Annotated in this window: 13 protein-coding genes; 10 read left to right on the forward strand and 3 right to left on the reverse strand. The window is 72.0% G+C overall.

The features are described from left to right. The first annotated feature begins 6 nt into the window (after positions 1–6). On the forward strand, positions 7–780 hold the full coding sequence (locus ACIREI_RS11505; protein ID WP_403330520.1) for an SDR family NAD(P)-dependent oxidoreductase: 774 nt from the start codon (positions 7–9) through the stop codon (positions 778–780). Further along, positions 777–1,538: an SDR family NAD(P)-dependent oxidoreductase gene (locus ACIREI_RS11510; protein WP_403330523.1), complete on the forward strand. Its 762-nt coding sequence runs from the start codon at positions 777–779 to the stop codon at positions 1,536–1,538. Before ACIREI_RS11505 ends, ACIREI_RS11510 begins: the two co-directional genes overlap by 4 nt. Positions 1,539–1,549: 11 nt before the next feature. Here the strand turns inward: ACIREI_RS11510 and ACIREI_RS11515 are convergent, their stop codons facing one another. Further along, on the reverse strand, positions 1,550–2,938 hold the full coding sequence (locus tag ACIREI_RS11515; RefSeq protein ID WP_403330526.1) for a glycoside hydrolase family 43 protein: 1,389 nt from the start codon (positions 2,936–2,938) through the stop codon (positions 1,550–1,552). A gap of 221 nt (positions 2,939–3,159) precedes the next feature. Here ACIREI_RS11515 and ACIREI_RS11520 point away from each other — a divergent pair, with 221 nt between their 5' ends. Next, positions 3,160–4,584, forward strand: a complete 1,425-nt coding sequence (locus tag ACIREI_RS11520; RefSeq protein WP_403330529.1) for an amidase — start codon at positions 3,160–3,162, stop codon at positions 4,582–4,584. 207 nt (positions 4,585–4,791) lie between these two features. Then, positions 4,792–5,238, forward strand: a complete 447-nt coding sequence (locus ACIREI_RS11525; protein WP_403330531.1) for a type II toxin-antitoxin system PemK/MazF family toxin — start codon at positions 4,792–4,794, stop codon at positions 5,236–5,238. Here ACIREI_RS11525 and ACIREI_RS11530 read toward each other — a convergent pair. Beyond that, positions 5,223–6,047, reverse strand: coding sequence for a TIGR02452 family protein (locus ACIREI_RS11530; RefSeq protein WP_403330534.1), 825 nt, complete (start codon positions 6,045–6,047; stop codon positions 5,223–5,225). The genes ACIREI_RS11525 and ACIREI_RS11530 overlap by 16 nt on opposite strands. Before the next feature lie 296 nt (positions 6,048–6,343). Between ACIREI_RS11530 and egtA the strand changes: the two genes are divergently transcribed. From egtA to ACIREI_RS11555, 5 genes are all read left to right on the forward strand, one after another. Next, the gene (egtA, locus tag ACIREI_RS11535; RefSeq protein ID WP_403330536.1) at positions 6,344–7,648 is read left to right on the forward strand and encodes an ergothioneine biosynthesis glutamate--cysteine ligase EgtA; all 1,305 of its coding nucleotides are present in this window, start codon (positions 6,344–6,346) and stop codon (positions 7,646–7,648) included. Continuing rightward, a complete protein-coding gene (gene egtB, locus ACIREI_RS11540) occupies positions 7,645–8,964 on the forward strand; it encodes an ergothioneine biosynthesis protein EgtB (protein ID WP_403330539.1) in 1,320 nt (439 codons plus the stop codon). Before egtA ends, egtB begins: the two co-directional genes overlap by 4 nt. Then, positions 8,964–9,755 (forward strand): ergothioneine biosynthesis protein EgtC, encoded by a 792-nt coding sequence (egtC, locus tag ACIREI_RS11545; RefSeq protein ID WP_403330541.1) that lies wholly within the window; start codon positions 8,964–8,966, stop codon positions 9,753–9,755. The genes egtB and egtC overlap by 1 nt, the downstream gene beginning before the upstream one ends. Continuing rightward, positions 9,752–10,714, forward strand: coding sequence for an L-histidine N(alpha)-methyltransferase (egtD, locus tag ACIREI_RS11550; protein ID WP_403330544.1), 963 nt, complete (start codon positions 9,752–9,754; stop codon positions 10,712–10,714). The genes egtC and egtD overlap by 4 nt, the downstream gene beginning before the upstream one ends. A gap of 66 nt (positions 10,715–10,780) precedes the next feature. Further along, the gene (locus tag ACIREI_RS11555; protein ID WP_301995048.1) at positions 10,781–10,996 is read left to right on the forward strand and encodes a dodecin; all 216 of its coding nucleotides are present in this window, start codon (positions 10,781–10,783) and stop codon (positions 10,994–10,996) included. A 54-nt stretch (positions 10,997–11,050) separates the two neighbouring features. Here the strand turns inward: ACIREI_RS11555 and ACIREI_RS11560 are convergent, their stop codons facing one another. Continuing rightward, on the reverse strand, positions 11,051–11,542 hold the full coding sequence (locus ACIREI_RS11560; RefSeq protein ID WP_403330548.1) for a hypothetical protein: 492 nt from the start codon (positions 11,540–11,542) through the stop codon (positions 11,051–11,053). Between the two features lie 180 nt (positions 11,543–11,722). Here ACIREI_RS11560 and ACIREI_RS11565 point away from each other — a divergent pair, with 180 nt between their 5' ends. Then, positions 11,723–12,946 carry a right-handed parallel beta-helix repeat-containing protein gene (locus ACIREI_RS11565; RefSeq protein ID WP_403330551.1) on the forward strand — a complete coding sequence of 408 codons (1,224 nt, stop codon included), beginning with the start codon at positions 11,723–11,725 and terminating at the stop codon, positions 12,944–12,946. The last annotated feature ends 170 nt before the right edge of the window (positions 12,947–13,116 follow it).

A 13,116-nucleotide genomic window follows, 5' to 3' on the forward strand; every position in this document is an offset into this window, starting at 1 on the left:
GGCATCATGGCCGACTCGGTCACTGCTTCCCGCTTCTCCGGGAAGGTGTGCGTGGTCACCGGTGCGGGAGGGGGTATCGGATCCGCGATCGCACGGCGACTGGCCCGCGAAGGGGCCATCGTCGTGGTCTGCGACGTCGACGGTGCCACGGCGGACGAAGTCGCCTCCGGGATCACGAGGGAGGGCGGCAGGGCCGAGGTCTCGCAGTTCGACCTCGCCGATGCCGGCGCCTGCGGGCAGGCCGTCGAGGACGTGGTCGCCCGTCACGGTCATGTCGACGTACTGGTGAACAACGCCGGCGTCAACCGGCGCGGCGACCTCCTCGCGCTCTCCCCCGAGGACTGGGAGAGCAGCTTCGCCGTCAACGTGCACCCGCTGTTCCACCTGTGCCGGGCGGCACTGCCGCACATGGTGTCCCAGGGTGGTGGAGCCATCGTCAACACGGCCTCGCAGTGGGGCCTGCAGCCGGCGCCGGGACACCTCGCGTACAACGTGACGAAGGCCGCCGTCGTCGCCTTCACCCGCAGCCTCGCCCGGGACCACGCCCACCGGGGCGTCCGGGTCAACGCCGTGTGCCCGGGAGAGATCCGTACGCCGATGGTGGAGGCGAACCTCGCGCGGACGGGACGCACCGTCGCCGAACTCGACGCCCTGGTGCCGTTCGGCCGCATCGGGACACCGGAGGAGGTCGCGGCGCTGGTGGCGTTCCTGGCCTCGGACGAAGCGCCGTACATGTGCGGATCCATAGTCGAGATCACCGGAGCACAGGCAGTCGCATGAACGACGAAACGCCTTCCCCAGGCAGCCGGCTGCTCACCGGACGCACGGTCCTCGTCACAGGGGCGTCGCGCGGCATCGGGCGGGCGACCGCACTCGCCGCCCACCGCGAAGGCGCTCACGTCGTCGCGCACTGGGCCAATGACGAGCAGGCCGCGCTCGATCTCCAGCACCTGCTCGCAGACCGCGGATGCCTGGTCCGCGCCGACCTGCGCGACACGGATCAGGCGGAGACCCTGTGGCGGGAGGCCCTGGCCTGGCGCGGCCATGTCGACGTCCTGGTCAACAACGCCGGAGTCTGGCTGGGTTCGCCGCTCGACGACCCGGCACAGTGGCGCCGGGGCTGGGCCGGGAACCTGGCCCTCAACCTCCTCGGTCCGGCGGACCTCAGCCGCAACGCCGTGCTCCACTTCCGTGAGCGCGGCGGGGGCATCGTCGTGAGCGTGTCCAGCCGTTCCGCCCACCGGGGCGACGACGCCGAACACCTGGCCTACGGTGCCGCCAAGGCCGGCTTGCTGGCCTTGACCAAGGGCATCGCGCGGGGATTCGCCGCCGACGGTGTCCTCGCCTACTCCGTGGCACCCGGGTGGGTCGCGACCGACCTGGCGGACGCGGGCGAAGCGGACGGCGCGAGCGTGCCCCTGGGGGAGATCACCCCGCCACAGGATGTGGCGGAGATGATCGTGTTCCTGGCCTCCGGCCGCTCCCGTCACACGACGGGCGCCACGGTCGACATCACCGGCGCGGACTACGTCCGCTGAGAAGGTGCAGGTCAGGCCCAGGCCGTCACCGGCACGAACGAACTGTCCTGCCGGAACAGGTCCGTTCCGTCCGATCGTTCCACCCGCAGCTGATAGCTGTAGTGCCGCAGGTAGTAGCCGGGATAGTTGTACGACTCGAAGCGGATCGAGCCGCTCGACGTGCCCGTGCGGGCGACGAACGTGGCGTCCTTGGCGAACGTCGACGTCCCGTCGTTGGCGTCGAAGCGGGCCCGGAAGTCCCAGTGGCGGAGGTACCTGCCGGAGGAGTCGCGGAAGGAGTAGCCGTTCGCGTCGGCGAGGCCGGGCACGACCGTGAACGTCGAGGCCTGCTTCTCGGCGGTGGCGCTCGAGCCGCTGACCACCGGGAGGTTGAGCAGGGAGGACTGCACCTGCCAGTAACGGGTGGAGTAGTTGGCCGACTGGAAGGAGCGGGTGACGTTCTTCGCCAGGGCCGGGCCGCCCGAGACGGTCTCCTTGATGACCGTGAAGTGGCGGGCCGTTCCCGAGACGGCGGGCAGGGCCGCCGGGGCGGACCAGGTGGCGAAGGTGTCGTAGCTGTCGCTGTAGTAGTAGGTGCCGTCGCCGTAGCCGTCGAAGAAGAGCCGCCAGCCGCCGTTGTCGAGCTGTACCAGCGCGGGGCCCTCGCGGTAGCTGCCCCAGCCCGCCCAGTTGCCGGTGCGGGAGATCGTGTAGGGGCCGGTGAGGTTCGAGGCGGTGGCGTACTCGATGTACTTCGTCGTCTCGTTCTTCGTGAAGGCGTGGTAGGTGGAGCCGATCTTCACGATGAAGGTGTCGATGTGGTTCGCGCCGATGCCGGACAGCGCCACCGGTGAACTCCACGCCGTCAGCGAGGAGTTCGTGGCCTTCAGCAGATACGGCGTGAAGATCCACTGGTCGTTGGTGGTCGAGCAGGACACGATGACGTTCACGCTGCCGTCGCTGTCGACGAACCACTCCGGCGCCCACGCCCGGGAGAGGTTGGCGATCGGGACCGTGTAGTCGTACAGGAACGTCCAGTTGACCCGGTCGGTACTGCGCGCGAAGCCGATGGTGGTGCTGGTGTCCTGCCAGGTGTGGGTCGTGTAGGTGATGTAGTAGTAGCCGTTGGTGTGCTTGAAGATGCTCGCGTCGCGGATGCGGTTGCTGGGCGGCGTGTAGGCGGAGGCCTTGGCCAGCCGGAAGTCGGTGGCGTCGTCCGACTGATAGACGTTCACGGTCCCGTCGTTGCTGTTCAGGAACGGCACGATGGTGTAGCGGGTGGCCGAGCCGCTGGGCGGTGCGGCCGCCAGTGCCGTGCCGAGCAGGCCGGGGGCCTCGCCCAGGATCAACGCGGAGGCGGGCAGGGCGGCCATCGCGCGCAGCACGCTGCGGCGGGACGGGGTGTGGGGACGTCTGTTCACGGGTGGCTCTCCCTCAACACGGTTCGATATCACGAACGCAGTTCGGAAATTCGATCAGAAGGTAGGGGGGAGGTGCGGGCGCGTCAATGGTTTGCGCAGCGGGAGGGGGGACCTGGGAGAAACCTGTGGTGAACCTGGGAGCCGCACCGGGCGTAAACGTTCCGCCTCCGACCCGCTGGAGGTTACCGTTCGGTAGACAACGTCGTCCCGGAGGTGCCCGTATGACACCCGACCGTGCCGTAGGTCTCGCCGAGTCCGTCCGCGCGTTGGCCGACGGGGAGGTGACCTCGCGGGCGCTCGTCGTTCAGGCGCTGGCGCGGATCGAGGCGACCCAGGGGTCCGTCAACGCGTTCCGGGTGGTCCGGGCCGAGGCCGCGCTCGCCGAGGCGGAGGCCGCGGACGAGGAGCTCGCCGCCGGAGCGCGCCGACCGCTGCTCGGCGTGCCGGTCGCGGTGAAGGACGACATGGACGTGGCGGGCGAGCCGACCGCGTTCGGCTGCAGCGGGGAGTTCCCGCCGGTCACCGAAGACGGCGAGGCGGTGCGGCGGCTGCGCGCGGCCGGTGCCGTGATCGTCGGCAAGACCAACACCTGCGAGCTGGGGCAGTGGCCGTTCACCGAGGGGCCCGCCTTCGGCGCGACCCGCAATCCGTGGCACCCGGACCACACGCCGGGCGGCTCGTCCGGCGGATCCGCGGCCGCCGTCGCCGCCGGTCTGGTGCCCGCCGCGCTCGGCTCGGACGGCGCCGGCTCGGTGCGGATCCCCGCCTCCTGGACCCATCTGATCGGCATCAAGCCGCAGCGCGGCCGCATCTCCACCTGGCCGCGCGGCGAGTCGTTCCAGGGCATCACCGTCAATGGCACCCTCGCCCGTACGGTGGCCGACGCGGCCCTGCTGCTGGACGCGGCCGCCGGCAACCACGACCTCGACCCGCACCGGCCTCCGGCGATCAACGCCTCCGAGGCGGTGGGCCGCGACCCCGGCCGGCTGCGCATCGCACTCTCCCTCAAGCCGCCGTTCACCGCCGTGCCCGCCCGGCTGCAACCCGAGGTGCGGGCCAGGGTCGTCCAACTCGCCAAGAAACTGGGCGGGTTGGGGCACCTCGTCGAGGAGGCGGATCCGCCGTACGGCCAGATCGGGCTGACCTTCGTCCCCCGCGCGACGGTCGGCATCGCGGAGTGGGTGAGCGCGACGCCCTTCCCCGCGCTGCTCGACCCGCGCACCCGGGACGCCGCCCGGCTGGGCCGGCTGCTCGGCGGGGTTCCACTGCGGGCGGCCCGGCGGGCCGAAGCGCTGCTGCACCGTCGTATCGGCGCGTTCTACGAGTCGTACGACGTGATCCTGGCCCCCACCACGGCCGCTCCCCCGCCCCGGATCGGGGCGATGCTCGAACTCGGCGGCTTCGCCACCGACCGCGCGATGATCGCGGCCTGCCCCTACGCCTGGCCGTGGAACGTGCTGGGCTGGCCGGGCATCAACGTCCCGGCCGGATTCGTCGACGGGCTGCCCGTCGGCGCCCAGTTGCTGGGACCGGCGAACAGTGAGCCCCTGCTGATCTCGCTGGCCGCGCAGTTGGAGGCGGAGCTGCGCTGGCACGAGCTGTGGCCGCCGCAGCAGGGCGAGGAAGAGACCGTCGCGGTCGTCTGACGGGGCGTACGCCGAGGGGCGTCGCCGTCCGGTTGTCGGCGTCCGGTTGTCGCCGTCCGTCGCGATGGACCGGAACGGGCGGGTGTCGGGCGGGACTTCCCCCCGGCACATGCCCTGCTCGACGGGCTCGGCCGGAACCAGAAGGCGCCGGCGGACGAGAAGTGACCCGGCGGGTTCGCGCGCGGGGGCAGCCTCTAGGGTGCCCCCGTGAGCATCTCCACCGACGAGAACGTCCCGGGCCGGTTCGGTCCGTCCGCCACCTCCGAAGCCGACCCCCGCCGGGTCGGCAAGGTGCGCACCGAGTACTCCCCCGCGCACGACGGCGACCCCGACCCCGGGGAGATCGTCTGGACCTGGGTCCCCTTCGAGGAGAACGACGGGCGGGGCAAGGACCGCCCCGTGCTGGTGGTCGCCCGGGAGGCCGCCGGCACCTTCCTCGCCGTGCAGTTGTCGAGCAAGCGGCACGATGGGGACCGTGAGTGGGTCGCCATCGGCAGCGGGCCGTGGGACCGGACGGGCCGCGACTCCTGGGTGGACGTGGACCGCATCCTCCGGCTGCACGAGCAGGGCATGCGCCGGGAGGCGTGCGCGCTGGACCGGGGGCGGTTCAACCTGGTCAGGCACCGGCTGCACGAACGCTACGGCTGGACCTGACGCTCCGGGAACGCCCGGGCGAACGCGGCTCGCACCTGGCTCTGGGGCGTGCGGTCCAGGATGCCGAACACCACGTGCTCGAAGGCCCCGGCGAGCCGCCCGCCGGGCGCGAGCAGCCCCCGGAACGCGCCTGCCACCTGCGCCGGGTCGTTCTGGAACACCCCGCAGCCCCACGCGCCCAGCACCAGCCGCCGGTACCCGTGCGCCGCGGCCGTCTCCAGCACGCGTTCGGCCCGTACGGCCAGCGCCTGCGGCAGCTCGGCCGTGCGCTGCGGGGCCGTACGCCGGACGACGCCCGCGTTCGGCGCGGCGGCGGTCAGGAAGCCGACCGGGTACGGCTCGTCCAGCAGACGGCCGCGGTCGTCGCGGAAGACGGGCACGCCGGCTGAGTGGATGACGCGGTCCGTGTAGAAGGGGTCGCGGTGGGCTCGGTGGTGGTCGTAGAACGCGCGGGCCTGGAGCAGGCAGGTGTGCAGCGCCGAGGCTCGGCACAGGGCCTCCTCCTGGGCCTGGGCGCCGTTCAGATAGCCGCCGCCGGGGTTGCGGGCCGAGGCGAAGTTCAGCACGGCCGGCTCGCCGCCGAGCCGGCGGGCGGCCTCCAGGCTGCTCTCACCGGTGACCTCGAAGAACGTCTCGGCCTCGGGTGTCCGCGGCACCGGCACCGGGTCCGGCCCGTACATCCGCGTGCCGTCCCGGGCGGCCTCGACGGCCGCCGCGATCGACACCTCGCGCCCGTCGGACGTGCGGTACGCCCCCGCCGCGACGATCTGTTCCGTCTGCTGTGCGATGCCGCGCAGACGCGCGCTCATGGCGCCACCCCCGTGCGCGCCATGACCGCGCTCCGCGCGATCTCCCCCGTCGTGCTCATGCACCGATCCTGGGCGATGCTGGTGATGCGGTGCAACGGAGTTTCCCGCTCCGCGGACGTGCGCGAACGACCGGGAAAGCCCCTGGAAACGCCCGGAGAGCGGAGGTTACCGACCCGGAACGTGCCGGTACGCACCCTTGTGCGATGCGACGCGAGCGTCTTGGGTGGGACGAGTGTGCCGGCCCGCCCACAAGATCCGGGCCGGGCGGCATCGTGGACTCTCAGGAGGATCCCGACATGTCAGATTCGGTGAGTGACTGTAAGGAGCAGCCTCGCACCGCAGTCACCGAAGCCGAGGTGGAGGCCCTGGTCAGGGGCATCTGCTTCAAGACCGGCCCGCCCCGCACCCTCGGGGTCGAAGTGGAATGGCTCGTCCATGAGCTGCGCAGTCCGCGGCTCCCCGTATCACCCGAACGACTCGAAGCGGCCTACGCCGCACTGCGGACCGTGCCCCTGAGGTCGGCGCTCACCGTCGAGCCCGGCGGCCAGCTGGAGCTGAGCTCGCCGCCCGCCGCCTCCCTGATGGAGTGCATCGGTACCGTCTCCGCCGACCTCGACGCCGCCCGCGCGGTACTGCGCGAACACGGTCTCGGTCTCCACGGCATCGGCAACGACCCCTGGCGCTCGCCCCGCCGGTTCCTGCGCGAGCCGCGCTACGACGCCATGGAGGCCTGTCTGGACCGCACGGGCCCGGCCGGCCGCGCCATGATGTGCACCTCGGCCTCCGTGCAGGTGTGCCTGGACGCCGGATACGAGGAGCCCGGTCCGCTCGGGCACGGGCGACGCTGGTGGCTGGCGCACCAGCTGGGCGCGGTCCTGGTCGCCGCCTTCGCCAACTCCCCGCTGGCCGGGCGCGAGCCGACCGGCTGGCTCTCCACCCGGCAGCTGCTGTGGATGGAGATCGGCGCGGGCCGCGCGGGCGCACCCCCGCTGGACGGCGATCCCCGGGCAGCCTGGGCGCGGCACGTGCTGGACGCGCCGGTGATGTGCGTACGGCAGGACGGCGGACCCTGGCATGTCCCGGAGGGGCTGACCTTCCGCGAGTGGACCAGATCCGGGGCGCCCAGGCCACCGGTCCACGAGGACCTCGACTACCACCTCACGACGCTGTTCCCGCCGGTCAGACCACGTGGCCATTTGGAGCTGCGCATGATCGACGCGCAGCCCGGCGAGGACGGCTGGATCGTGCCGCTCGCCGTGACCACCGCGCTCTTCGACGACCCCGAGGCCGCCGAGACCGCCTACCGCGCCGTGAAGCCCCTGGCAGAGCGCTCCCTGTCGCTGCCCGCGCCGCACAATCCGCTGTGGATCGACGCGGCCCGCTCGGGACTCGCCGACCCCGAGCTTCAGGAGGTGGCCGTAGCCTGCTTCGCGGCGGCGCTGGAGGCCCTGCCCCGGCTCGGGGCCACCGCCGAGGTCATGGACGCCGTGGCGGCGTACCGGGACCGCTATGTGCTCAAGGGGCGCTGCCCCGCCGACGACCTGCTGGACGAGTTGTACGGCACGGAACGCACCCTGCACGGGAAGGACATCCGCACATGACCGACCCCGCCCTCGACGCGGACGCGCTGCGCGAGCGGGCGCTCACCACCCTGACCACCGCCCGTGCCCGTACGACCCTGCTGACCTCCTGTGTCGACGACCCCGACCTCACCGCCCAGCACTCGCCGCTGATGTCCCCGCTGGTGTGGGACCTCGCGCACATCGGCAACCAGGAGGAGCAGTGGCTGCTGCGGGCGGTCGCCGGGCGGGAGGCGATGCGGCCCGAGATCGACGGCCTCTACGACGCCTTCGAGCACCCTCGCGCCGAACGCCCCTCGCTGCCGCTGCTGCCACCGACCGAGGCCCGGCACTACGCGTCCGAGGTGCGCGGCCGGGTGCTGGACCTGCTGGAGAGCACGGCCTTCCACGGGACGCGGCTGACCGAGGCGGGCTTCGCCTTCGGGATGATCGCGCAGCACGAGCAGCAGCACGACGAGACGATGCTGATCACCCATCAGCTCCGCAAGGGCCCGCAGGCCCTGACGGCCCCCGACCCGGACCCGGCGCCGCTGTTCACCGGACCGTCCGAAGTCCTGGTCCCCGGCGGTCCGTTCACCATGGGCACGTCGACCGAGCCGTGGGCTCTGGACAACGAACGCCCGGCGCACCGGCGCGAGGTGGCGCCCTACTACCTCGACACGACGCCGGTCACGAACGCCGCGTACCAGGCGTTCATCGAGGACGGCGGCTACGACACCGAACGCTGGTGGGCGCCGGAGGGCTGGGCGCACATCCGGCAGCACTCCATCGACGCCCCGCTGTTCTGGCGCCGGGACGGCAAGCAGTGGCTGCGGCGCCGCTTCGGCGTCACCGAGGTCGTCCCGCCCGATGAGCCGGTGCTGCATGTGTGCTGGTACGAGGCCGACGCCTACGCCCGCTGGGCCGGGCGCCGGCTGCCCACCGAGGCCGAGTGGGAGAAGGCCGCCCGGCACGACCCGGCCGGTGACCGCTCGACGCGGTACCCGTGGGGCGACGCCGACCCGGCACCGGAGCACGCCAACCTCGGCCAGCGGCACCTGCGCCCGGCCCCGGCCGGCAGCTACCCGGAGGGGGAATCGCCGCTCGGCGTACGGCAGTTGATCGGTGACGTGTGGGAGTGGACGGCGAGCGACTTCGCGCCGTACCCGGGTTTCCGGGCGTTCCCGTACAAGGAGTACTCGGAGGTGTTCTTCGGGCCCGAGTACAAGGTGCTGCGCGGCGGTTCGTTCGCCGTGGACGCGGTGGCCTGCCGGGGCACCTTCCGCAACTGGGACTATCCGATCCGGCGGCAGATCTTCTCCGGGTTCCGTACGGCCCGCTCCGCGGGGGGCGTCTGATGTGCCGTCATCTGGCCTATCTGGGCCCCGAGGAGCCGCTCGGCAGGCTCCTCGTGGAGCCCGCGCACGGCCTGTACCGCCAGTCGTGGGCGCCTCGGCGGCAGCGGTACGGGACGGTGAACGCCGATGGTTTCGGGGTCGGTTGGTACGCCGAGGGAGATCCCGTACCAGCGCGCTACCGCCGGGCCGGACCCATCTGGGCGGACCTGTCCTTCGCCGATCTGGCCCGGGTCGTGCGGTCCACCGCGCTGCTGGCCGCCGTACGGGACGCGACGCTGGCGGGCGCGGACGCGGAGGCCGCGGCGGCGCCGTTCGCGGCGGGCCCCTGGCTGTTCAGCCACAACGGCGCCGTGAAGGGCTGGCCGGGTTCGCTGGCACCGCTCGTTTCGAGCCTGCCCGCGGTGGACCTGCTGTCGATGGAGGCCCGCAACGACTCGGCGCTCGTGTGGGCGCTGGTCCTGGCCCGGCTGCGCGGCGGCGACGAGCAGGGGCAGGCGCTGGCGGACACCGTCCTCGAGGTCGCCGAGGCGGCCCCCGGCTCCCGGCTGAACCTGCTGCTCACCAACGGCGAGACGATCACCGCGACCGCCTGGGGCGACACCCTCTGGTATCTGCCCAGAACCGGCGGCGGCACCGTCGTGGCCTCCGAGCCCTACGACGACGATCCGCACTGGCAGGAGGTCCCCGACCGCACCCTCCTCGCGGCCAGCGGCACCGATGTGCTGCTCACCCCGCTGAAAGACCCGAGCGACGCCCTGGCACCGGCACGACCGAAGGAGCCCAGCACGTGAGTCCGTTCCTTCTCACCCGCACCCTGCCCGAGGACGCCACCGACGCCGCACTGCGCGCCGACGTCCTGAAGGGCCTGACCAGCACGCCCAAGACGCTGCCGCCGAAGTGGTTCTACGACGCGCGGGGCAGCGAACTCTTCGAGCGGATCACCGAGTTGCCCGAGTACTACCCGACGCGCGCCGAGCGCGAGATCCTCGTCGGCCGGGCCGGGGAGATCGCCGCGGTCACCGGCGCCCGCACCCTGGTCGAACTGGGCTCCGGCTCCTCGGAGAAGACGCGGTACATCATCGACGCGCTCACCGCGCTGCACACCTACGTCCCCGTGGACGTCAGCGACAGCGCGCTCACCCAGGCCGGGCACGCGCTCATCGAGGAGCGGCCCGGGCTGGACGTGCACGCGCTGATCGCCGACTTCACCGGCGGGCTGGCCCTGCCGGACACGCCGGGCCCGCGGTTGGTGGCGTTCCTCGGCGGCACGATCGGCAACCTGCTGCCGGCCGAGCGGGCCGCGTTCCTCGCCTCCGTCCGCGCCCTGCTCTCCCCCGGTGACGCGCTGCTGCTCGGCACGGATCTGGTCAAGGACGAGCAGGTCCTGGTCGAGGCGTACGACGACGCGGCCGGGGTGACGGCCGCCTTCAACAAGAACGTGCTGACGGTGATCGACCGCGAGTTGGGCGCCGACTTCGATCCCGGCGCCTTCGACCACGTGGCGCTCTGGGACGCGGAGAACGAGTGGATCGAGATGCGGCTGCGCTCCCGCTCGGCGCAGACCGTGAAGGTGCCCGCGCTCGATCTCGCCGTCGACTTCGCGGCGGGCGAGGAGATGCGCACCGAGGTGTCGGCGAAGTTCCGGCGGGACGGTGTCCGCGCGGAACTGTCGGCGGCCGGGCTGGAGCTGGCGCACTGGTGGACGGACGGTCAGGGCCGGTTCGCGCTGTCGCTGAGCGTGGCGCGGTGACGGACGGCTCGCGCGATGTCCCGCCTTGGGGCACCGTGGAGTGACGTGTGTGAGAGGAGCACCCGCATGTCGAATCACACCTACCGGGTCACGGACATCGTCGGCACCTCGCCCGAGGGCGTGGACCAGGCCATCCGCAACGGTATCGAGCGCGCCTCGCAGACCCTGCGCAACCTGGACTGGTTCGAGGTGACCGAGGTGCGCGGCCAGCTCGACAACGGGCAGATCGCGCACTGGCAGGTGACCATGAAGGTCGGCTTCCGCCTGGAGGAAGCCGAGTAGCGGTGCGTGCCGGGCGCCGCCGGGCAGACGGGATGCGCCGACGGTACCCGGTCCTCAGGTCCGCCCCTCCCGCTCCTGCGCCACCTTCAGTGCGGCGGAGGGGGCGGTCCAGCGCGCCCTTACGACGGTGAAACCGGCCCGTTCGGCGTCCTCGCAGACCAACTCGTCGTCGTCCACCAGTACCCGGATCTCGTGGGTGCGGGCGAGGCGGCGCAGGATCTCGAGTTTGGTGCGCCGGGCGGGCCTGCGGTCCTCGTTGCGGCGCATGTACACGCGTCCCTCGGGCAGCCCGTGCGCCGCGAGCCAGTCCAGCGTGTCCCGCCGGCAGCGCTCGGGCCGTCCGGTCAGATAGCGGACCTCGCATTCCTCGGCGCTCTCCAGCACCAGCGCGATGCCCTCCGCTAGGGGCGGGTCCTGCGGGGCGGCCGCGAAGAAGGCGTCCCAGTCACGCGGTCGGCGCTCCAGGAAGTGCTGACGATGTGCCGTGTCGGCGAGGGTGTTGTCCAGGTCGAACACGGCGAGCGGGCGTTCGCTGCTGTCGGTCACAGCGCTCACCCTAGGTCCTGTCGCCAAATTCCCGCCGTCCGCCCGGAGGGCGGGCCCCACGTGGGCGGTTCTGCAACGCGGCGAGCGTGCCTGCCGCGCGTCCCGCGCACCCCGGCAACCTCCGCGCCCCGGGCGGCCACTGCTCTGCGACACGGTACGCAGGCGGAGGCGGGAGGCCCCATGCGCAACACGGTGAGCGGCATGCGCGGTACGGCGATCTGGACGGCGGCGGCGGTGGGCGCGGCCGTGCTGACGGTACTGGGCCCGGCGAGCGAGGCGTCCGGCGCGACGACACTCGTGGTGGCGACCGAGGGGAGCGACTCGGCGCCGGGCACCCTGGCCCAGCCGCTGCGGACGATCCAGCGGGCCGTGGACCTGGCGCGGCCCGGCGACGTCATCACCGTACGCGGCGGCACCTACACCCTCACCGACAACATCACCGTCACCACCTCGGGCACCGCCACCCAGCCGATCAGCCTCGGCCCCTACCAGGGCGAGCGCGTGGTCGTCGACGGCGAGCAACTGCCCGCCAGTCACACGCCGGTGGGCGGCAGCATCCCCCGGGCCGAACGCGGGGCGATCCACATGGAGGCCTCGCACTGGCGGGTCTCCGGTCTGGAGCTGGTAAACGGCCCGTACGGCCTCTACTGCGACGGCTGCAACAACAACGTCTTCTCCCGGCTGGTCACGCACGACAACTACGAGTCCGGCTTCCAGCTCCAGGGATCCTCCAGCAACAACCGGATCCTGAATCTGGACAGTTACGGCAACCGCGACCCGCGCAAGAACGGGGAGAGCGCCGACGGCCTGGCCATCAAGGAGGGCAGCGGAACCGGGAACGTGGTGCGCGGCGCCCGGTTGTGGAACAACGTCGACGACGGGTTCGACGCCTGGAAGTTCGCCTCGCCGATTCACATCGAGAACACGATCGCGTACGGCAACGGCTACAACCGCTGGAACTTCCCGGACTTCTCGGGCGACGGCAACGGCTTCAAGATGGGCGGCGGCAGCCCGGCCCCGGCAGTCGGTCACGCCCTGCGCAACTCCGTCGCGTTCAGGAACGCGGCGCACGGCGTCACGGACAACGGCAATCCCGGCGCCCTGACCATGACCCGCAACACGACGTGGGCCAACGCCGGCACCGGCTTCGACGCCGATGTCTCGGGCGGCACCGCCACCCTGACCGCCAACCTGTCCGTCGCCGACGCACGCGCGGCGGCCGTCGGCACGGGGACGACCGCCAGCGGCAACTCATGGAACCTGGGCGGCACTTGGAACGCCTCCTCGGTGCTCAGCACCGACCCGACCGCGATCACCGGCCCGCGCTCCGCCGACGGTTCGCTGCCGTCGGCGCCGAGCTTCCTCGTGCCGCGGAGCGGCACCGCTGTCGGCGCCCGGTTCTGAACGGCTCGGCCGGACTGTCTCGCACGGGTCGTGTTTGAGACAGTCCGGCCGAAACAAATGGTCCGGACTATTTCCCGGAAGGCCCTTTTCGCAGGCCATGCAAGGCAACGAAATGATCACGAGGGGCGTGAATGCGCCACCACAGTAGGGCAATTCATCTCGGCGGTTGA

Origin of the sequence: Streptomyces sp. NPDC093591 (assembly GCF_044764885.1) — a bacterium.
Classification (GTDB): domain Bacteria; phylum Actinomycetota; class Actinomycetes; order Streptomycetales; family Streptomycetaceae; genus Streptomyces.

Excerpts from the sequence above, each read along its gene's own strand:
- ACIREI_RS11530 (WP_403330534.1), bottom strand. The coding sequence starts at position 6,047 with ATGAGCGCGCGTCTGCGCGGCATCGCACAGCAGACGGAACAGATCGTC.
- ACIREI_RS11565 (WP_403330551.1), top strand. The coding sequence starts at position 11,723 with ATGCGCAACACGGTGAGCGGCATGCGCGGTACGGCGATCTGGACGGCG.
- egtA (WP_403330536.1), top strand. The coding sequence starts at position 6,344 with ATGTCAGATTCGGTGAGTGACTGTAAGGAGCAGCCTCGCACCGCAGTC.
- ACIREI_RS11505 (WP_403330520.1), top strand. The coding sequence starts at position 7 with ATGGCCGACTCGGTCACTGCTTCCCGCTTCTCCGGGAAGGTGTGCGTG.
- egtB (WP_403330539.1), top strand. The coding sequence starts at position 7,645 with ATGACCGACCCCGCCCTCGACGCGGACGCGCTGCGCGAGCGGGCGCTC.
- ACIREI_RS11520 (WP_403330529.1), top strand. The coding sequence starts at position 3,160 with ATGACACCCGACCGTGCCGTAGGTCTCGCCGAGTCCGTCCGCGCGTTG.
- ACIREI_RS11510 (WP_403330523.1), top strand. The coding sequence starts at position 777 with ATGAACGACGAAACGCCTTCCCCAGGCAGCCGGCTGCTCACCGGACGC.
- ACIREI_RS11555 (WP_301995048.1), top strand. The coding sequence starts at position 10,781 with ATGTCGAATCACACCTACCGGGTCACGGACATCGTCGGCACCTCGCCC.
- egtC (WP_403330541.1), top strand. The coding sequence starts at position 8,964 with ATGTGCCGTCATCTGGCCTATCTGGGCCCCGAGGAGCCGCTCGGCAGG.